Source organism: Adlercreutzia mucosicola DSM 19490, from assembly GCF_000422625.1.
Lineage (GTDB): Bacteria > Actinomycetota > Coriobacteriia > Coriobacteriales > Eggerthellaceae > Adlercreutzia > Adlercreutzia mucosicola.
In genome coordinates this window covers 1-19,744 of sequence record NZ_AUGK01000003.1, presented here as the reverse complement: position 1 = coordinate 19,744, position 19,744 = coordinate 1, and the positions used below count along the sequence as shown (strand labels likewise).

Annotated in this window: 15 protein-coding genes and 1 tRNA gene; 7 read left to right on the top strand and 9 right to left on the bottom strand. The window is 60.4% G+C overall.

Annotated features, from left to right (window positions below; all coding sequences use genetic code 11):
• Positions 1 to 11: 11 nt before the first annotated feature.
• On the bottom strand, positions 12 to 2,711 hold the full coding sequence (locus G503_RS0100080) for a molybdopterin-dependent oxidoreductase (protein ID WP_028025980.1): 2,700 nt from the start codon (positions 2,709 to 2,711) through the stop codon (positions 12 to 14).
• A gap of 411 nt (positions 2,712 to 3,122) precedes the next feature.
• On the opposite strand from G503_RS0100080, the gene G503_RS0100075 reads away from it, so the two are divergent.
• On the top strand, positions 3,123 to 3,635 hold the full coding sequence (locus G503_RS0100075) for a type II toxin-antitoxin system RelB/DinJ family antitoxin (RefSeq protein ID WP_051190764.1): 513 nt from the start codon (positions 3,123 to 3,125) through the stop codon (positions 3,633 to 3,635).
• The gene (locus G503_RS0100070; protein ID WP_028025978.1) at positions 3,635 to 4,126 is read left to right on the top strand and encodes a type II toxin-antitoxin system VapC family toxin; all 492 of its coding nucleotides are present in this window, start codon (positions 3,635 to 3,637) and stop codon (positions 4,124 to 4,126) included. Before G503_RS0100075 ends, G503_RS0100070 begins: the two co-directional genes overlap by 1 nt.
• Positions 4,127 to 4,193: 67 nt before the next feature.
• Here G503_RS0100070 and G503_RS0100065 read toward each other — a convergent pair whose 3' ends face one another.
• The 4 genes from G503_RS0100065 to purE form a co-directional block, all read right to left on the bottom strand.
• Entirely contained in the window at positions 4,194 to 5,981 is a 1,788-nt protein-coding gene (locus G503_RS0100065) for an AAA family ATPase (RefSeq protein ID WP_035021193.1), read from the bottom strand.
• Between the two features lie 170 nt (positions 5,982 to 6,151).
• Positions 6,152 to 6,883 (bottom strand): 2-oxoacid:acceptor oxidoreductase family protein, encoded by a 732-nt coding sequence (locus tag G503_RS0100060; protein ID WP_028025976.1) that lies wholly within the window; start codon positions 6,881 to 6,883, stop codon positions 6,152 to 6,154.
• Entirely contained in the window at positions 6,880 to 9,261 is a 2,382-nt protein-coding gene (locus G503_RS12785) for a thiamine pyrophosphate-dependent enzyme (protein WP_084636160.1), read from the bottom strand. Before G503_RS12785 ends, G503_RS0100060 begins: the two co-directional genes overlap by 4 nt.
• 199 nt (positions 9,262 to 9,460) lie before the next feature.
• Positions 9,461 to 9,922, bottom strand: a complete 462-nt coding sequence (gene purE / locus G503_RS0100050) for a 5-(carboxyamino)imidazole ribonucleotide mutase (RefSeq protein ID WP_028025975.1) — start codon at positions 9,920 to 9,922, stop codon at positions 9,461 to 9,463.
• 146 nt (positions 9,923 to 10,068) lie between these two features.
• Between purE and G503_RS0100045 the strand changes: the two genes are divergently transcribed.
• A complete protein-coding gene (locus G503_RS0100045) occupies positions 10,069 to 10,299 on the top strand; it encodes a hypothetical protein (protein ID WP_028025974.1) in 231 nt (76 codons plus the stop codon).
• Positions 10,300 to 10,394: 95 nt separating this feature from the next.
• Positions 10,395 to 10,481 (top strand) — tRNA-Leu (locus G503_RS0100040).
• Between the two features lie 263 nt (positions 10,482 to 10,744).
• Here the strand turns inward: G503_RS0100040 and G503_RS0100035 are convergent.
• Positions 10,745 to 11,545, bottom strand: a complete 801-nt coding sequence (locus G503_RS0100035) for an alpha/beta fold hydrolase (RefSeq protein WP_235715450.1) — start codon at positions 11,543 to 11,545, stop codon at positions 10,745 to 10,747.
• A gap of 246 nt (positions 11,546 to 11,791) precedes the next feature.
• Here G503_RS0100035 and G503_RS12775 point away from each other — a divergent pair, with 246 nt between their 5' ends.
• Positions 11,792 to 13,114: a hypothetical protein gene (locus G503_RS12775; protein ID WP_156891827.1), complete on the top strand. Its 1,323-nt coding sequence runs from the start codon at positions 11,792 to 11,794 to the stop codon at positions 13,112 to 13,114.
• Between the two features lie 153 nt (positions 13,115 to 13,267).
• On the opposite strand, the gene G503_RS0100025 is transcribed toward G503_RS12775, so the two are convergent.
• Together G503_RS0100025 and G503_RS0100020 are read right to left on the bottom strand one after the other, a co-directional pair.
• Positions 13,268 to 13,546 carry a hypothetical protein gene (locus G503_RS0100025; protein WP_028025971.1) on the bottom strand — a complete coding sequence of 93 codons (279 nt, stop codon included), beginning with the start codon at positions 13,544 to 13,546 and terminating at the stop codon, positions 13,268 to 13,270.
• A gap of 549 nt (positions 13,547 to 14,095) precedes the next feature.
• The gene (locus tag G503_RS0100020) at positions 14,096 to 15,598 is read right to left on the bottom strand and encodes a LuxR family transcriptional regulator (RefSeq protein WP_028025970.1); all 1,503 of its coding nucleotides are present in this window, start codon (positions 15,596 to 15,598) and stop codon (positions 14,096 to 14,098) included.
• A gap of 279 nt (positions 15,599 to 15,877) precedes the next feature.
• Here G503_RS0100020 and G503_RS0100015 point away from each other — a divergent pair, with 279 nt between their 5' ends.
• Entirely contained in the window at positions 15,878 to 17,569 is a 1,692-nt protein-coding gene (locus G503_RS0100015) for an FAD-dependent oxidoreductase (RefSeq protein ID WP_028025969.1), read from the top strand.
• A 188-nt stretch (positions 17,570 to 17,757) separates the two neighbouring features.
• Positions 17,758 to 19,371 carry an FAD-dependent oxidoreductase gene (locus G503_RS0100010; RefSeq protein WP_028025968.1) on the top strand — a complete coding sequence of 538 codons (1,614 nt, stop codon included), beginning with the start codon at positions 17,758 to 17,760 and terminating at the stop codon, positions 19,369 to 19,371.
• A gap of 75 nt (positions 19,372 to 19,446) precedes the next feature.
• Here G503_RS0100010 and G503_RS0100005 read toward each other — a convergent pair.
• Positions 19,447 to 19,744: IS3 family transposase (locus tag G503_RS0100005; protein WP_028025967.1), on the bottom strand; the 298-nt coding region annotated here is incomplete at its 5' end.

The following is a 19,744-nucleotide window of genomic DNA, read 5'->3' as shown; positions in this document are numbered from 1 at the left end:
ATCCTTCCCTCCTACACTTCCACCGTGCGACGCGGCTTGTCGCAATCGGGCACCAATTCCTCGTCTACCTTCTCAATACTCACGATCATGGTATTGAAGCCCGTCGTGCCCTGACCAGCCGTCGCGTTACCGAACAGGATGTTGTCGGAACCGCCGCGGTCGATGCCGGTTTCCTCGTCGTAATCGGACCACGAGCCGTGCATAAGCCCCACGCAGCCGGGAATAATGCGGCCCGTCACTTCCGCCGTACGCAGCGTTTTACCATAGCGGCTCGTCAGCATCACGGTGTCACCCGTTTTAATGCCCTCGGCAGCGGCGTCCTGCGTGCTAATCATCACCGGCGAGACAAAGGCCTCCTGCAGCACGCCCGTGTTGCCGAACGTAGTGTGGGACCGGCCCATGTAGTGCATGGTGACCACCTGATAGGGGAACTCACCCTTCACGCCCGCCGCAAAGTCGGCGAAAGTGGCCTCGTATCCATCGACCGGCTCCATAAACGTAGGGATCGGCTTTACGTTGTCTACGTATCCCATGCCGTTCACTTTGTCGGCCAGCGCCTGACTATAGGCCTCCAGCTTGCCGCTCTCAGACGTATCGCGCGGGTTGGCCGCCGGGTCTTTCACGAAGTCCTCGAAGGCGATAAAACCGTAGTTGTCGCCCTTTGAACGTGGAATCTGGTAGATGCCGTCTTCTTCAAGCTGCGCCAGGGGTATGCGACCCTCCTGCGGCGTGCCTTCCACTCCCCAGCGATCGATGTCTTCCTGAGTGATGGTCACCAACATCTCGTAATCGCTATCGGCATTTAGCGATCCATCATCGGTAAAGGGGTTCGCCATGCCCGAGGCACTCACGCCGCTCTCCTTGGCAACCGTAGCACCAGCGGCCATGTTGAACAGCTGCTGCTTGCGGCCGAAGGGGTACAGCACATTGGCATCCAAACCGAGCCTCTTGCCCAACTCAGTCACAATCCATTGATCGTCCTTGCTCTCGTACATCGAATCGATGACCTGCCGGTACATGATGATCATTTCACGGTTGCCCGACAGAAAGCCGCCTTCGCGCTCCCATTCGGTGTTCACCGGCAACACGATGTCAGCGTACTTCGCGTTATTAGTGAAGAACGTCGTGGCCGCCACCACGCAATCCACTTTGCGATGGGCCTCGATGCCCTGAATGATGCCCTGGCGGCTCTGCAGGCGATTGCCGCCGCCGTGGAAGATCATGTGGATGTCGGCTTGACGCATTTCGCACGGTAGCCACTCGATACCGTCGTTGCTCTGGCCCGTGTAGTTGTAGGGCTTACCGAGCACCATGTCCCACGCCTGCACATCGTTCACATAGTCGTTCTCGGGGTTGGGAATGGCCTCCAAGCCGTTGCCGCCGGCCTTCACCAACGAAGGGCCATGGTTGCCGAAGTTCACGTGGCATGCCACCGAGGTCATGTGGCCCGATTTACCCATATGGCCGCCCATGGCGCCAAGAATCATGTACAGCTGGGGGAGATTGTCGGAATTGTTCGTGCGGGCCACGCCCCAGGACGTGAGCATGGCCACCTTGTGGTCGCGGCCCAATTCCACCGCAAGCTGGCGGATGCGGTCGGCCGGAACCTTGCAGTGGGTTTCCGCCCATGCGGCGTCCTTCGGCTGGCCGTCGTAGGTGCCCAGCACGTAGTCCTTGAAATTCTCTTTCGGATCGACGCCCCCGGGCATATGATCAGCGTCGAAGCCCAGCACCGCTTTGTCGAGGAAGTCCCAATCAATAAGCGAGCCGTTGTCATCCTGCTCCAGCATGGAATGCACCACGCCCAGCAGGAAGGCCGTGTCGGAACCGGGAAGGATGGGCACCCATTCCGCATCGAGCACTGAATAGCTCTCGTTGTACACGGGGTCGACGCCGATGAACGTGGCGCCGGCGTCCTTCGCCGTGCGCAGGATGTTGGTACCCATGCCCGCTGAACTCCACGCGGGGTTTACGCCTAGCATGAACACCGTTTCCACGTTCTCGAAATCGAAACGATCATTGGACGTTTCGAAGCCGCCGGCAATGGAGTAGCCGACATTCTGCGGCGTAAGGCTGTAGTTGCCGAATGAGCAGGTGCCCCAGCCGTTGATGAAGCCGCCGAACAGGCCGAACACGCGGGCGTACTCGCCGTTCATCGTCCAGGAATCGAGGAAGAACGCGCGATTGCCGTAAGTTTCCTTGATGCGCTTCATTTCACCGGTTACCAGATCGAGCGCCTCGTCCCAGCTGATGCGCTCCCAGGTATCTTTGCCGCGCATGGCACCATTTGAGGCCTCGCCACCGCCGGGCTGCCACCCCTTGCGCTTCATGGGGTACTTGAGGCGGTCCTCGGCGTACACCTGGCGGCGCTGGGAACGCCCGCGCACGCAGCCGCGCTGCTGGGGAAATTCCGCGCTGTCCTCATGGGTATCATCGGTTTTCTGCCGAACAACCACACCATCTTTCACCAATGCCTTGTTCAAACAGCGGCCGCCGCAGTTATGCCAGCAGGCCGCCGTAACCCACACGCCCTCGGTTTCCGCTGACGCGCTGTTGTCGCCCGTAGCGGCCAGGTCGTCTTCTTGAGACGATGAGCATGCCACGAGCGACCCTCCCGCCGCCAATGCCACCGTTGCTGCCGCACCCGCCCTCACAAAGGAGCGGCGGTTCAGAGCCGATGCGCGCTTGAACTTCTCGAGATACGTTGCCATCGATCCTCCTCTTCCTCATCTTAAGCACGACGGGGAACGTGCCCCGTCCTTGTTCGGCACTCTCATCAGGTGTGCTCTCGGCGCTTGAAGTCCCCCTTCGTAACGCCATGTAAAAAGATTAGGAAATCCCCCAACAGATAGCCATTACCCCCACCCGCATTCTTTCTTTCCAAATTATTAATTTCGCCCAGGATACACGAGGCGTGGGGGGATCCCCCGCGCCCGCAAACCATCAGCCGTTTCGGCTGCCGCCTGGAACCCTAAGCGAAAATCTCTTCACATCAGCCAAATTTTCCCAGTAGGCTCTTGCCCTGCGCTCGTTTCCCTGACCCCGAAAGACCGCCTTGCCAGTCTTTTCATCTCTGTTTGCTACATGCTATACTTTTCTGTATCTTTACACAAGCTGACAGGATGATCGCCATGGTAACGGCAGCATTGGAAAAACCGAAGAAGGCGAAGGGCACGGAGAAGGCCCGAGGCAACGTCGCGCCCAAGCGATCGACGGCGAAAAAGAATGCCTCGAATGCCGGCGCGCTCTCCCCGGCGAAAACCGTGCAGATGAATGTGCGCATCGACGAAGATCTGAAAAAAGCCGGCGATATCGCATTCGCTCGCATCGGCCTCACCCCTAGCCAAGCAGTGCGCCTGCTGTGGGACTACGCCGCACGCCACGCCAACGACCCTCAAACGTGCAGCCAGCTCATTGAGATGCTCGATGAGGAGCCCCCAGATAACAGCACCTCGAACGAGCGGGAGCAGCGTCTCGAGTCCCTTCGCAAGGGCTGGGATCTTATTGATGATTTTCGCAGAGAGCATAATTTGACCTGCACCCTGCCAGAGGATGACGACGAGAGAATGGCCTATTACGAGCAGCTGCGCGAGGAGGCTCTGTGGGAGCGTCTTGCGGAAAGGGGTCTGCAGTGATGCGCTTGCCATCCACCATTCTTCTTGACACCAATACCTGGATCGATAGCTGTATCGGCACACGAACGGGAAGCGCCAAATCCCGGCAACTCCTCTGCGCGTGCGTAGAGAAGGAAATATCTGTTTGTCTCGCTATCACATCTCTTAAGGACATCTACTATCAAGTGGGAGCGGAGCTCAAACGAGAGCGCCGGGCCACCGGCGAAGCGCTAACCGAAGCGGCCGCACTCGCCATTGAAGAGGTAAGTTGGCAGTCCGTCATGACCATAGTCGAACAAGCAACAATTGTTCCTGCCGACACCTCCGACGTAACGGTCGCTCGATATTTCCATCAAATCCATCGCGATTTTGAAGACGATCTCGTTTTGGCAGCCGTAGAGCGATCGGGCGCCGATTACCTCATCACGAACGATAAGAGGCTCCGCACCCACGCGCCTGTGGCGGCGATCACCCCCGCCGACATGCTCACGCTACTGGAGTCATTCGAGTAGGCGCCTACCCGTAGGCCCCGGCGGGCACAATTATGCTCAGGTTCACCCTCGCCGCGAGTTGCATGCCTCAGCAAGAAAAGGCGGTCTTAAAACCTTTAAGATATTCTTCGACGTTGAGGTACTCGACACCCTCTTCAAGGCCCGGCTCGCCTCGATAAATAACCGCTTTGCGCTCAATCGTGCCCCAGCGATGCCCAACGCGAGCGCATTTTTCCAAATCAAGCAGATGGCGCCTTTGCGCAGGATCTCGCTTGTCACTGTGCTTCACTTCGAAGATTTCGCACGTAAGGCTATCCGGATCGGCAATCACCATATCGAACTCGCCGATGGCAAAACGCAGGGCAAACACGTTGCACTGAGGACGCGCCAACTTTGTTTCCAGCAGAACAATATCCTCCATCATGCGGCCGCGCACTTCCTCCAAAACGCGTTCGGTAATGTACTTGCGCTCTGGTGCGGTCAAGTCTGCGAGGGCCGGATCTTCCACCAACGAATTGACCAACGCCTTCGCCTGAGCGTAACGAAGCCCAGGCTGGGAAATAATCGTTCGCGACTCAGCGGCGAAATCCACCGCGTTCACGACACTCACCCTTTCAATAACATCCAAAAGCTCAAGGTACTCTTCAATCTCCGCCGCATGAGACTCCGCCAAAGCAACAACGCGCTCACCAGCATCCTTGATTTGCAGAAGATCCTTCAACCGTTTTGTCACCGCTACTGCATCGATGAGGTCGAGTGTGTCTTGGGGATGAAAACGATCTTTGCGCAGGTTTGTGCGAGCAATGCCCAAATCGTGGGATTTGAAATCACGTGCGAGCACGTCAAGCGTGAAGCGATGATTGATATCTTCCACGACACGGTTGATAACATTCGTGAGCTCGTCTTTTTCATAAAGATCTATCAGGCCCCTGAAATGACCGCCGTACTGGTAATTGCTCAGGGAATGCTGAATATTGCGGGCAATGGCGCTATCGACATACTCATCAGCGCCACGCGCCTTGGAGAACAGAGAGAATTCTCGGTTGTAGTTCGCGCCTCCCACGCTCATAGTTCCGCCGTACTCGATATACGCGTCAATTCCTTCTATACCCAGCACCTCGCTGAACTCGGCATAGGGAATGAACGTCGTATGCACCAGATAGCATCGGTCGTAGAGCTCCTCGTCTTCGGCAAAGAGAAAACCCAGCGAATCGGTGCCAGATAAAACGATTTTCATCCCAGAGGCGGCATAGATATCCGACAGCAGGGCGGCCCCCACAATGAAGTCATCCGCCAGAGTAACCTCATCGATGAAGACAAAGCGTATTCCCTTGGCCTCAAGTTCTCGCAGCAGACTGTTCAAAGTGCCCAGCGTGTCTTTGTCGCGAACCTGCACGAAGGCCGACCGGCTCAGGTCTTCCTCGCTCATGGCAGATAAAGACTGCCTTATCAGCGTTGTCTTGCCCGTGCGTCGCAGCCCGTAGAGCGCCATCACGCGCCCGTCGCTCGTCCCGTGCAAATACTCGGAAAGCGCAACAAAGCATCCTCGGCGGCGCCACGACGCTACAGGAGCTGCGAAGGATTTCAGCTCGTCGCCAATCCTTACCAACATCGTTGACGTAAGCTCGATCTCCCTGCGCACAAGTTCCGATCGCGGGCTGCTGGAATATGACGACAGCTCTTGTTTTAAGCTTTTCCGTTCGTTGATGAGGGCTTGAAGGGCCTCGATCTCATCATCTTTTACCCTGCGCGCGTGCTGCTTGCCCCCCTCGGTCCACTGGTAATAGGCATAACGTTTTCCCGAGATAGTCTTATACGTTATACCGCCCTGGGGGAGTTCCGCAATGCGCGCTTCAATGTGACTTTTCGACATCATTTGCCCCTTCCACTGTGTTAACTTACATTTTAACTTAATAAGTTAAAAAGTTAATCGTGAGACGAATCAAGTCCAGGAACTGCTGCGTGAAAAATCTCCGATTTGGGAGATTTTTTCACGAATTTTCCTCCAGAATCGGAGATTTTTTCAAGCTAATAGAAGCAGGGCGCCTATCCGTAGGCCTCGGCGGCGCGGTCGATGGCCTCTAGATTCATGGCCACGAACTGGGGTTTCACGCAGGCCTGCACGGCCGATTTCAGCTCGGCCACAGTGAGGGGAATGCGCCCCTGGGCCACGGCCACGGCGAGCAGCATCATGTTGAGCGACTTGCGGGAGCCGGCACCGAGGTGCGCCACGAGCGCCTCGTCGTCCACGGGGATGAAGAGAGGCACGGGATAACCGTCCATGCCGGGAGCTTGGGTGTCCTTTATGGCGATCGCCCCATCGGCGACGTCGAGGCTCGCAGCCGTCTCTTCGGCCACATCGGCGGCAGCAGCCGCCTGCTCGCGCGGGGCCTCGGCTTGAAGCGAGTTCGCCAGGGCCGCCACCACGTCGTCGGCTCGGTAGGGCTGGCTGGCAAGGGCGGCCGTTACGGGCTGGATGGCCGTGGTGGAGCACACCAGCACGGCGCCGGGAGCCAAATAGGGCAGCGCCCGGGCGGCCTCGCCGGGCTCCAGGGCGATCACCATGTCGGCGGTACCGGGCGTGATCAGCGACGAGAACACTTCCTCGCCTTCCGAACCCATGCGCACGTGACTCGTCACATTGCCGCCGCGCTGGGCCATGCCGATGGTCTCGGCCGTACGCACCTGCCACCCGCGCGCCTGGGCCGCGCTGGCCAGCACCTTCGCCGCCAACACCGTGCCCTGGCCGCCCACGCCCGCCAGCAACACATTGATCATCGGGCACCCCCTTCTTCCCACGAACCCCTCGTCGCACCCAGCGCTTCACCGAGCGCCTCGTCGGGCTTGCAGCGCCATTCCGTTTCTTGAAAGTCGTTCGCCTCGTCAGCAAGTACCACGGGAATTTCCCCTGTTTGGAACGGCTCGGGATTCGGAGCGTATCTGGCCGGCTCCACCGCGACCGCGCCACCGAAGCCCACCGCGCCTTCGATAGCACCGAAGGGACACACCTGCACGCACAGGGCGCAGCCGTCGCACAGGCTGCCGTCCACGAAAGCCTGGCCGCGTTCGCGCGAGGCCGGGTCGCGACGCGCTTCGTCGAAGCCGATGCCCGGGCAGCCGATGGACGTGATGCACTTCTTGCAGCCCGTGCACGCCTCGGCGTTAATGCGTACCGGCTCCGCGGGCTTCTTCAATTGAATGCACGGCGCACGGAAAATAACCACCGCGGGACCCTCGAAATCGATGGCCGCCCGGGCCGCGGCCACGGACATCTCCAGGCTGTGCGGGTTCGCGAACCCGATGTGCTGCACACCCAGCCCGCGCAGCACCTCCTCGATCACGATGGGGCGGCGCTTCTCGCCCATCAGCGTAACGCCCGTGCCCGGATGCGGCTGCGAGCCCGTCATGGCCGTAGTGGCGTTGTCCAGAATGGCGAAGGTAACGTCGTGGCCGTTGTACACGGCGTTCGCAATGCCGGTCAGCGCACTGGCAAAGAACGTGGAGTCGCCCACGAAGGCCACCGACTTCTTGTGCGGCTCGGCCACCGCGAAGCCCTGAGCCATAGTGATACCCGCGCCCATGCACAAGCAGGTGTCCACCGCATCCAGCGGCTGAGCGTTCCCCAGCGTGTAGCAGCCGATGTCGCCGCACAGCACCGCCTCGCGCCCCTTAAGCGCCTGTTTCACGGCGTAGAAACTGCCGCGATGGGGGCACCCCGCGCACAGCACCGGCGGCCGCACGGGCAGCGGGCCATCGTAGCCGAGCGCATTGGCTCCGATGGTTCGGGCCGCGAGGGCAGCAAGGGAGCCAGTCCCTTCGGCCTCGGACGAGCAGCGCGAGGACGGAGGCGCCTCCTCGCACGCAGATTCCGCAGACTCGGAAAAAATGGGATACACTTCTGATCCCGTTTTTTCCGAAAGCGAGGACTGGTTTGAGCACGTGGAGGCGCCTCGGTCCTCGTGCGGCGGAATTGGAAGGGCAGCCCGCGTCCGATCGAAGAACCGCCCTAGGCGCGCCGCAATGTTCTCGGTGGTGTTCTCGCCGCGATCGTTGGCCTCAGCCGTCAACCTGCCGTGCACGCGCAGCGGCAGCTGGCGGGAGCCGGCCAGCTTCAGCATGTCCTCTTCCAGCACCGAATCGAGCTCTTCGAACACGATCACATCGGCGAGCCCCTCGGCAAACGCCGCCGCCGTTTCCACAGGGAAGGGGTAGGGCGTGCCCACGGCCAAGAAGCGGTAGCGAGGCACCGTCATGCCCGCAGCGGCGGCCTGGGCCTCCAGCAGCCCCAAAGCCTCGCGCGCATACGCCACCGATACGCCACCGGCCACGATGCCCACCGCAGGGGCCTCGGGCACCGTGGATGCGTCGGACGCGTCGGGAGCCACGCACGCCTCCGCCAACGCGGCCTGCTGCGCAGGACCCTCGGCGGCAGCTGCCTCCCCGCCGCCCTCGAACATCTCGTTAAACTGCGACAACACAGGATCATGGGCGTATTCCCAGGCGATCTGGCCCAAACGGCGGTTGATCTCGCCGTGGCCCTCATAGGCTCGCTTCGGGAAGATGACCCACTTCGGATCTTTCTGGAAGCCCCCTTCAGGCAACGAGCGGCCGTGGGTTTCCTCGGCCACGTCGAAGAACGTGGAGGCATGGCAGATGCGCGTGGTGGGACGCACGATGACCGGCGTATGGTAGCGCTCCGACAAGTCGAAGGCGGCCTGCATCATGGCGAAACCCTGCTCGGGCGTGGCCGGATCGAGCACCGGCACCTTCGCGAAGGCCCCGAAGCGGCGCGTGTCCTGCTCGGTCTGGGAGGAAATGGGACCCGGATCGTCGGCCACGAACAGCACGCAGCCGCCGCCCACTCCCACGTAGTTCAGGGACATGAGGGCGTCCGAGGCCACATTCAGCCCCACCTGCTTGCAGGTGAACAGCACCCGGGCTCCGCAGTAAGACGCTCCCGCGAGCATTTCCAGGGCCGCCTTCTCGTTGGTAGACCATTCCACATGCACATCCCGGGCCGCGCCGGCTCCATGCAGCTTCGCCACGGTCTCCACCAGTTCGGACGACGGCGTGCCGGGATAGCCCGCCACCACGTTCACCCCAGCCTCTAGGGCCGCGTGGGCGAACGCCTCATTTCCCATCAAAAGTTGCTTCATAAGCTCGTTTCCATCCCCATTTGCGCGGTCGGTTTCCCTCTCACCCGTTTTTATGCAACAAACTTCGGTAGGTAGACTTTTCTTCCAGCCGAAACCTCGAAAGAGGCCCAAATTGCGCGTTTTGACGCCCTTTTCAGCCCTCAAACCCTTCCCCGCTGTCTACTTACCGTAGTTTGTTGCGCAGAAGGACCTCTTTCGGCTACGAGGCCATCTCCGCCTTCAGGTCGGCCACCTTCTGCAGCATGGCCGGATCGTTCGTGCCCATCATCTGCACGGCCAAGATGGCGGCGTTCTTCGCGCCGTTGATGGCCACGCAGGCCACGGGCACGCCCGAGGGCATCTGCACCATGGACAGCAGGGAATCCAGGCCGCCCAAATCACTCGTCTTCATGGGTACGGCGATGACCGGCAGCGGCGTGAAGGCAGCCACCACGCCGCCCAGATGCGCGGCCTTGCCGGCGGCGGCGATGATCACCTTGATGCCGCGCTCGACGGCGGTTTCGGCCCACTCGTGCACCACGGCCGGCTTGCGGTGGGCGCTCGCCACCTTCACCTCGTAGGGCACGCCCATGGCGTCCAGCTGGGCCATGCACGGCTCCATGGCCGGCATATCCGATTCCGATCCCATAATGATACCCACTACCGGCGTCGCCTCTGCCATGTTCGCGTCCTTTCCTCGTTTGCCTGCGCGTCGCTGCCCATTATAAAACCGTCTCGTGGCAAATCGCCTACGAATGACCCCGTCGCCCCATGGTCGGCTGTCGGTGACCTATGGTGGGAAAATCACCGATCAGAAGGAGGCCGACCATGGGCACCGAGACCTACCAGCAGCACGAGGCGCAGAAGGAGAAGCACATCGCGGACCACATCGGCGACGAGGCCCGCGTCGCGCGCGACCGCGAATACCGCGCCGACCATAGCGAGCACGAGACCATCGGCGACGAGATCGCCCACGAGAAGAAGGCCTGTCGCCGCCAACAGGACGAGACCGATGCCGCCCTTGCCGAGACTGCCGACACCATTCTGCGCGGGGAATAAGTGCATTCGGACATTTCCCGAAAAAAATTCTTGCACGGGTGCCCTAAGTCGGGTATTATCTACTACGCTCTTTTGGTGATACCGAAACAGCACCTGCGGGCGTGGCGGAATTGGCAGACGCGTACGGTTCAGGTCCGTATGGGGGCAACCCCATGGAGGTTCAAGTCCTCTCGCCCGCACCACTTTAAAGCAAACGCCCTCCTCGGAGGGCGTTTTTGTTTTGCCAGAGTTAGCCCCAAAGGGGTGAGCCCATGTCCGCCGATAGCCTTGATGCCTTCCCCTACGAGACCAGCGCACAGGCCTCTAGCGAAGCGATGCGTCGGCATTACTGGGCCACGGCCATCGGGCTGCAGGCGGTGGACGGCCTGGAAGTTTCCCCATCTGCGCAAGTCCGCCTGAGGCTACGAGCAAGGGCGCTGAAGGCCCACAGCTGGTACTCGATCGGCTATTCCCCGTTTGTCCAGAACTGGCTCAGTATGTCGTTGAAGCGGTCGGGGGCGTCCATGTTGGCGCAGTGGCCGGCGCCTTCCACGACGACCACCGAGCTGCCAGGCTCGGCGGCGGCCCAGGCCTGCACGGCCTCCAGCTCCATGGGCAGATCATGCTCGCCACAACCGATGAGCAGCGGATAGGGACGCGGGCGGGGCTCGTGCTTGCCCACTAGCTTTCCCAGGGCCGCCAGATGCCGCAGCGATCGCTTGGGGAAACCCAGATTGAGCTCGTAGAACTCCTGTTGCGCCTGGTCAGTGTAGGCCGAAATGGCCTTGTTGGCCCCGGCGAACCACCGCACCGACACGAGGGCCTTGCCCACCATGGCCATCTGAGCAGCGCCGTTGGCCCTAATCAGCTCGGGATCGGGCCGCGTTATGTCGTAGGCGCCGAAACAGGCCAGAGAAGCCACGTGCTCCGGATAGGCACAGGCGAAGTCCTGGGCCAGCACCCCGCCGAGCGACACACCCACCACATGGGCTGTACTGGCGCCCTCAGCCTCCAAGATGGCGCTCAGCCACGAGGCCATGGATTCGAGGCTGTCGCCACGGTGCGTCTCGGTCGAGCCGCCATGGCCGAGAATATCCACGGCGATGACGCTATAGCGCCCGCGAAAGGCCTCCACCTGGGTTCGGAACATCCGGTGATCGACGAAGGCCCCGTGGAGCAGCAGCACCCACGGCGCGCCCTCGGTCTTGTCCACGTGGTACACGATGGGCGTACCCTCCCGCCGACACCGCTGCATTCCCAGACCCATAGCCCTGCCTCCTTCTCTAAGCGGCACCAATGATAGCGCCTTTCGATGAAGCAGAGAAGCCACGCGCTGGGCACCGGGCCTCAAAGTGCGCAAGCTCTCTTATGAAGTGTCCGCGGAACAACAGGTTGCGGAAGGGTTGGTGACAGGCTGGATGGGGGCGCAGGGCGCACGAGCCTGCCTTCCTATACTTGCGATGACCTTTTCAGTGAGGAAGAGTCTTCGCAGCATCGAGAATGAGAGCGCGCCATGGCTACTTCAACGAGAAAACCCATCCCCGTCCTTCTCTCGTGCTTGTTTGTGGGATGCCTGGCCATCTCGCTGGGCGGCTGCGCAAGCCAGCCGGCAGACGACACCGGCCGCGGCCTCGCATCCACCTCTCCGACGGAACAGGCTGCGGAAAACGCTGACGGCGAAGAAGCGCCAGCTACCCCGAACGAAGCCGATGCCCCCGCCGAAACGTCGCCGGCGCAAAAGAAGGGCGCCCCGAGCGCCGAACTAGCCGACAGCAGCGCCGCCCCCGACGCCGGCCCGAGCGCTGAACTAGCCGACAAGACCGCCAGCGCCGAACTAGTCGGCAGCGACGCTGAAGCCAGCGCCGACGCCGCGGCCACCACGGCCACCATCATGTACTACGAGAACGTCAGCTACGACGACGGCGACGTAGAACCCGATGAGGAGGGCCGCGTGCTTCTGGGAACCTACGAGCTCAAAGACGTGCACGTCGGACAAACCTTGAACGCCTGGGACTACGTAGTCGACATTCCCGGCTACTTCTTCTGGGACGGCTGGCCGCAGAACCTCACCCTTGGCGAGAACCCCGACGACAATGTGATCAAGCTGTTCTACTTCAAGCTGTGGAACAACGAGTACACGGTGAACTACTACCTCATGGAAAATGCCGATCTATCGGCCGACAACTGGAAAGATGCTCTCAAGCCCGATGACGTGAAGTTCATCAAGATGGGCTCCGAGACCTTCACCGACCAGCGCTTCGACAAGCTCGTGAAGGGAGACGCCTATGAGTACAAGATCGACGGCACCTACGTGGTAGACACCTATCCGGCCGAGATCCGCGTGGGCGTGAACCCCGACGACAACGTCATCAACGTGCTCTACGTTCCCGATTCCCCGAACATCCCCGACGGTGCGGGCGTGCCGGACAACACGACGAAACCCGATGACGACGCAACCCCGCCCGATGATGGGAGCAGCACCCCCGACGGCGACACCCCCACCCCGCCGAGCATGCCGAGCGATACCACCTTCGACAAAGACGAAATCGAAACTGCCGTTCCCAACAAAGACGAGGTGATCAGCGACTTCATCGTCTCGGGCGACGTCCAGGACAAGGTGGAGATCACCGATGAGATGATCGAGAACCCCGTGAGCAAAACTGATGCCGACTACGTGAAGAACGTCTACGAGACCGGCCTGCGCGAGGGCGAGAAGCTCGCCCAAACAGGAGATCGCACAGCCCTCGCCGTGGTGGGAGCCGTCGCCGTGACCGCCGCCATCGCGGTCGCCATCGCCGTCGCCCGCAGCCATCGCGGAAAGAAGGACGCGCTTTAGCCCGATTGCGCACTCCGTTGAAAAAGATCAGTCACAGAGGTCGAGAAAGAAAGGCGTTTATCTTCGACCCTCGTCTTACAGGGCCATCATCAGGGGCTTTCATGGGTAAACCGGCGCACACACTTTCAGCGAAGCGCTCACCCGTCCCCGATCTTACTTCTCTTTCGAGGTGAGGTGCCAGCCTTCGCAGTAGGGGCAGCGGTACACGTGCAGGGGCGGGGCACCGTGCTCGGCGCACTCGGCGGCGGTGGCCTCGGCCTCGTAGCGACTGGCGTAGCGGTTCTTGCGCTCGCAGGACTTCTTGCGATGCGCGGCTTCGCGGGCCTCGTCGCGGGCGGCGGTTTCCCGAGCGAACAGATCGTCCAAGCCTCCGAGAGAAGCGGCAAACTCAGCCTTCTGCTTCTGCCACGCCGAACGCTTCTTGCTGCCCATGGGACTGCCCTCCTCCGCACTTTCCGTCGACACCGTCGCAATGCCTATCACGCATCATAGAGCACGCCGGCGGTAGACGGCCGTCAACACTGGCATTCTCGCAACAATTACCTTACTAACCCGTAGCCGTTCCCAGCCTACCGACGAGTTCGAGAGCCCGGGGCAGATGCTTCTGAACCAGGATCGGCCGATCAATCACCTATCAGGGAGGCCATATAGGCAGGGCAATAACGCACCTTTCCCTCAACATGGAGGTTGGCTTCGCAGAGAACCACAGCTTCGTCAATGCCGCAATTCGCGGTATTCAGAACATTGTTCTCGGCTTTCCGCTTGAGCATAGATATCACCGTTGCCCTTGTGTGAACTGCGATTATGTATTTTGCAAACCATGAGCAGAGCTTGAGTGGGCATCGTCAAGCTTCGTAGACACCTTTTTCATCTTTCCCGTGGCAATGGTGGACACCGGAGCTGGATCGGACATCTTATTCGTAGACGCTGGAGCAATCTCAGAAATCCCGGAAGACGACTGGGGGAAACCATCCTTGCGCCTCAACGCAAGCATAGGCCGTCTGAATCAGCGCAGGACTCTAGACCCTTCGCCCGTTCCTGCTCTACAAGATCAATAAGTTCCTGCTTGGAATGTATGTCCAGTTTTGCGTAGATGCGCTTGGTGTAGCCCTTCACCGTATTGCGAGCCAAACATAGCTCGTTGCACACAAATGCGACATCACGGCCTCGCGCCAACATCGTGAGCACCTCGGTCTCTCGTTTGGTAAGCCCCGCTGCACAGGCCAGCGATTCGCAGACAAGGTCCAGCTCGTCATTCGTTGCCTTTGCCACCACACGCGCCAGCCCTTCTTTTTCTTTCCGCTGACGATTCAACTCGCCTTCGAGACAACGCATCTTTCGCAACTTATCGCGATGTGCGACAAACAGCAGGACACCGCCAATGGCATAAGCTACGAACATGATAAAGGGTGCCGACTGCGAAAATGTCTCATACGAAAAGACCCCGAACCTCCATGGCACGAACAGTCCCCCTAAAAACGCGAGATGAACCAGCGCATACCCTATCGATAAAAACACGAGCGCAACCCTGCGATGCCGCGCCAGCTCACCAATAATGAGCGAGTAGAAAAGAAGTGCGCACACCTGGTTTCCTGCACTGAAGCCAGCAAGGGTCACCTCAAAGGGTGCCAAAAGCAGCAATACCGCCAGCACGCCAAACACCACCTGCAGCATCAAGCTCCCTCGCTGACCCGCCCCTATGCGTGTCCATATCAAATAGGCCGCCGCCCCTACCGGACCGCCCCAAATCACAACTGGCACAGTGCGGGGAAATCCCATCATCGAAGCTGCGACCGGTGTCAGCGCACCATATAAAAAGGAAACGACGACGGAGCACAAGGCCGGCAGCGCGATCGACTGAAAGATTCGGACCAGCTCCTCCCGTCCCTGGTATCCCACCTGTTCCCCGTCAGCCCCCGTACGGGCAGAGAACACGCCGCCCTTTTCTTGCAGACCCGCAATCGACGCTTCCCCAGATGCTCGCATACGCCACCATGCCACACAGGCGCAAACGCACGACACCGCCGCACCCGCCACGATTGCTATACGCGCGACTTCAAGCGGAAGCAATGACAGCAAAGAAAAGGCCAGTCCTCCAACCAGCGCCTGCCCTCCTTGCGCCGTCATGGCCCGCCGCCTATGCATAAACGTCAGCAAGCCCAACCAGTAAACGTATGCACACGCGAGACCCCCTCCGCACAGTGCTCCCGCGGTCACCGCAACCCACGCATCACCTATGGCTGTCATCAGCAATGCGCACCCGGCACCCAACATCGCGTACCCCGCCAGCGTCCCCGCAAAAAACAGCTTCGGGAAGCGGAACACTGCCACGCCGTAGGCTAGCGCACCTACAAATGACGCGAGACCAAAACCGCTGTTGAAGGAGCGGTACAGCGGAGCCGATGCGCCATCAAACATCATCGAGTGGGGAAAGAAGCACGCAAGCGACACACAGCAGAGTAAGGAAAAGCCTGCAACGACCATTGCGAAGGACGCATCAAGACGAGCTCTTCCTCGCTTCGAATGCATCGTGACCCTACCCTCTTCCCATCATATGCCTCTCGATCCTGAGATAGTATAGCGAAACAGAGCCCAAAAGCGACTGCGTTCCACCGTTCGCCACCTGGGGAAACGACAAAACCCCACCAGAAGGGTCTATTGCTCCAACCTAAAAAACACCATGATCGAGAGGCACGCGAGCCCCCCTTTCCGATGAAACAAACAAGGGCGCTGATGCATAACGAGTAGAAGGAGGAACCAAAAATGAAACGAGAGTTCTCACGACGCGCATTTCTCGCTGGCGCAGCTTCAACTGGCGCACTCGCGGCACTCGGCCTCGCCGGATGCTCGCAACAGGGAGATGCAGACCAGAGCCGCACGGGATCCTCGTCGGGAACCCAGGCGAATCCCATGCCCGAATGGGCACAACGCCTCAACGTAGATATAGCCGCTACGCTGCCGGGAAACACCTCTGAAGAAATCGATATCACCGAGACGAAAACCTGCGATGTCGTAGTAGTCGGCGCTGGATGCTCGGGCACCAACACCGCCGTGCGCGCAGCAGAACTTGGCCTGAGAGTAATCCTTCTTGAGAAAACGAACACCATCGGCGGAGCAAGCTTGAAATCCTGGGCCCCCTCGGCCTACAACAGCTCCTACGCAATCGCAGCCGGTGACGAAACCGACACCAACCCAATTATCGAGCAATGGGTTGCCGACTCCCACTGGCGCGTTGACGCGGCCGCCATTCGACAACTCGTAAATTCTGCGGGCGAGGCCATCGATTGGATGAGCGACAACGGCTGGAAATTCACCTACCTCGGGATGGGGGCCTCCATGACGGCCCTGCCCGACTATAGCGAACGCGGGCCGCTATTCAAGGCAATGATCGAGAAGTACGTTGCACCCACGGGCGAGGTTCTTACCAACACATCTGCCAAACATCTCGTCGTAAGCGACGGAGGCGAAGTCACTGGCGTTGTGGCGGTTGACGAGAACGGCGCGGGCATCCAGATCGATGCGAAAGCCGTGGTCATTGCCACGGGCGGCTATGGCGCCAATGCCGATATGGTGAGGGCTGCCTTCAATTTCGCCGGCGTATTCGCGGGCCTTCCCCAAAACATTGGAGAAGGTCTCGAGATGGCATGGGCCGCAGGTGCCCAGAAACCGACGAATTTCGGTGGCCAAATGCTGCACCAAACACTCGCCCGCGCAACGGACAAACTCGTCGATGAATTCGATGACTTCCCCGCCAAATACCCCATGATCCTCACCTATGTGGCAAACGTGCTCAACGTAGGTTCCACGGGCGCGCGATTCCGAAACGAGGCGCTCGTGCTCGATGCGGTACCATCAGCAAACTCAAGCACCTACCAGGGATCCTACCATTACGTCGTTATCTCTCAAACCCTCATGGATGTACTGCAGGCAGAGGGCCTTGCCGGTCTGGGCGTAGACTACCGCATAGGCATGCCGCCAGAGTACAAGCCCGACTTCGAGCTTGACACGCCGTGGGAAAACATTACCGCTGTCTTTGACAAAATGGTGGAAGTCAACGCTGGGTTCAAGGGGTCTACTCTCGAAGAACTTGCTCAAGCAGCCGGTATGGATGAAAGCATATTCTCCCATCAATTCGAAGAATACGAGGGCTTCTGCGCTACGGGCTCTGATACCCAATTTGGCAAAAGTACCAAGTATCTCAATGCACTCGGAGAAGGGCCCTACTACGCCATTATTACCGAAGAGAACAACCTCTGCTCTTGGGGCGGTCTGCTCACGAATACCGACTACGAAGTGCTCGACTATGAGCGCATCCCCGTGCCTGGCCTATACGCTGTAGGCAACGATGCAGGCGGCAATTTGTACAATGACACCTACGTGGGATTTGGCATCGGCATGGCGAATACCATCACATCTGGGTATCTCTGCGGCACAAAACTCGCCGAGAAACTGTAGAAGCTCGTGACTTTGCGGTAACGCTCCGTCAACACTGTCGTTTCTATGACAATTGCCCTACCGCGGCGCACCTATTCGGCAATCGGCTCGCCCAATACTGAGTAACCGAGTAAGAATAATGCCATCCGAAGAGGCACCGACTGGCTGGCAAGGCCGATGCCCCAAGCCATCTTTGGGAGGAGCACCCCATGAGCGAACAAGAACTCACCCGCCGCAACTTCTTAGGGCTCGCCGGCGCGGCCGCTGCGGGAGCCGCGGCCCTCGGCCTCGCCGGCTGTGCCCCGAAAACCGACAGCGCCCACGCCGCCGGCGGGGGCACCCCGGCCAGCGCACCCGCTACCTGGGACGAAGAGTACGATGTCGTGGTGTGCGGCGCGGGCATCGCCGGCCTGGCCGCGGGCATCTGCGCAGCCCGCGAGGGCAACGGCGCGAAGGTGCTCATCGTGGAGAAGGACGTCACGCCCAACGGCAACAGCCCGTTCTGCGCCGGATCGATGCTGTACTGCGACGACGCCGAGGCCTTCGGCGTGTACCTGAAGGCCATGCTGGGCGACCACACCCCCGACGACGTGCAGAAGGCCTTCTGCGAGGCCCTGACGGAAAACCTCGATTGGCTGTACGAGCTGGGCGCCAAGGAAGAGTGGCTCGACATCGGCGCACCGGCCACCGAGCCCGATCCGGCCAAAGGCGCCGAATGGCCCGAGCTGGAAAACTGGTGGACCTACGGGCGCATCAAGTTCAAGACCAAGGACACCGACGGCCCCACCCACGTGCACACCTTCTTCGAGCAGACCGCCGAGAACACCGAAAACCTCACCATCGAGTTCTCCACCCCCATGGAGTCCCTCGTGCAAGACCCCGAGACGAAGACCATCCTGGGTGTTGTGGCCGGCGGCAAGACCTACAAGGCCAACAAGGGCGTCATCATGTGCACCGGCGGCTTCGAAAGCGATCCGGATATGCTGTACAACTTCACCGGCGTGACCGGCTGCGTGCCCTACGCCGGCAAGGCCAACACCGGCGACGGCCATCGCGCCTGCGCGGCCGCAGGTGCCGGCTTCTGGCACATGTACGGCGGCGCGCAGTATTGGACGGCCCTGCGCAACCTGGACAACACCGAGTTCCTCTCCACCGTGTGGAACTTCACGAAGAAGAACCTGGGCATCACCGTGGGCGTGAGCGGCCGGCGCTTCTACATGGACTACGACGCGTGCAGCTGCCCCACCAGCCCCTACGCCGAGCCCGGCAGCGATATTCACCTGAACATGGGCTATCGCCACGGCATCACGAATTTCGGTGGCACCTGGAACCACCTGCCGCTGCCCGAGGTGACCTGGTTCATCTTCGACGCCGACGCCATGGCCACAGGCGAGGTCTTCACCGACATCACTGACGATCCCGTGGCCGACGGCTGGGCCTATGAGGCCGCGACCATCGAAGAGCTGGCAGGGAAGATCGAGGTGCCCGCAGCCGAGCTGACCGCCACGGTGGCCCAGTGGAACGAGTTCTGCGAGCGTGGCGCCGACATGGCGTTCTACCGCCCCGCCGACACGCTGACCCCCGTGAAGACCGGCCCGTTCTACGCCATGCGCTGCGTGCCGGCCATGCTGAACACCGACGGTGGCCCAACCCGTAATGCCCAGGGCCAGATCCTGGATCCGTTCGGCGAGCCGATTCCGCACCTGTACTCTGCCGGCGAGTTCGGCAGCGTATGGGGGCATCTGTACCAGGGCACCGGCAACGTCGGCGAGTGTGCCGCCTTCGGCCGCATCGCCGCCCGCAGCGCCCTGGCCAACGAATAGGCTGAGCGCGGGAACTACCAGGGAGGGCGTCGGTTGTGAACTAGACCCCAAAAGTGGGACGGTTAAATAAAGCTCTCAAGCGGCCCTCATCGAATGGCTCCGGTACTGCACCGGGGCCATTCCTTTCAATCGGGCTTGGTAGCGTCGCGTGTTCCAATAGACGATGTAGTCGTTTAGCTGGTCTTTGAAGGAGTCGAAGGAATCGAACTCCCGGCCGCGGTAGAACTCGTCTTTCAAGTGCCCGAAGAACCCTTCCATGCAGGCGTTGTCCAGGCAGGTCGCCTTTCTCGACATGCTCTGCGTGATGCCCATCTCCTCAAGACGCCTCTGATAGGCAAGCTGCTGGTACTGCCAGCCTTGGTCGGAGTGGAGA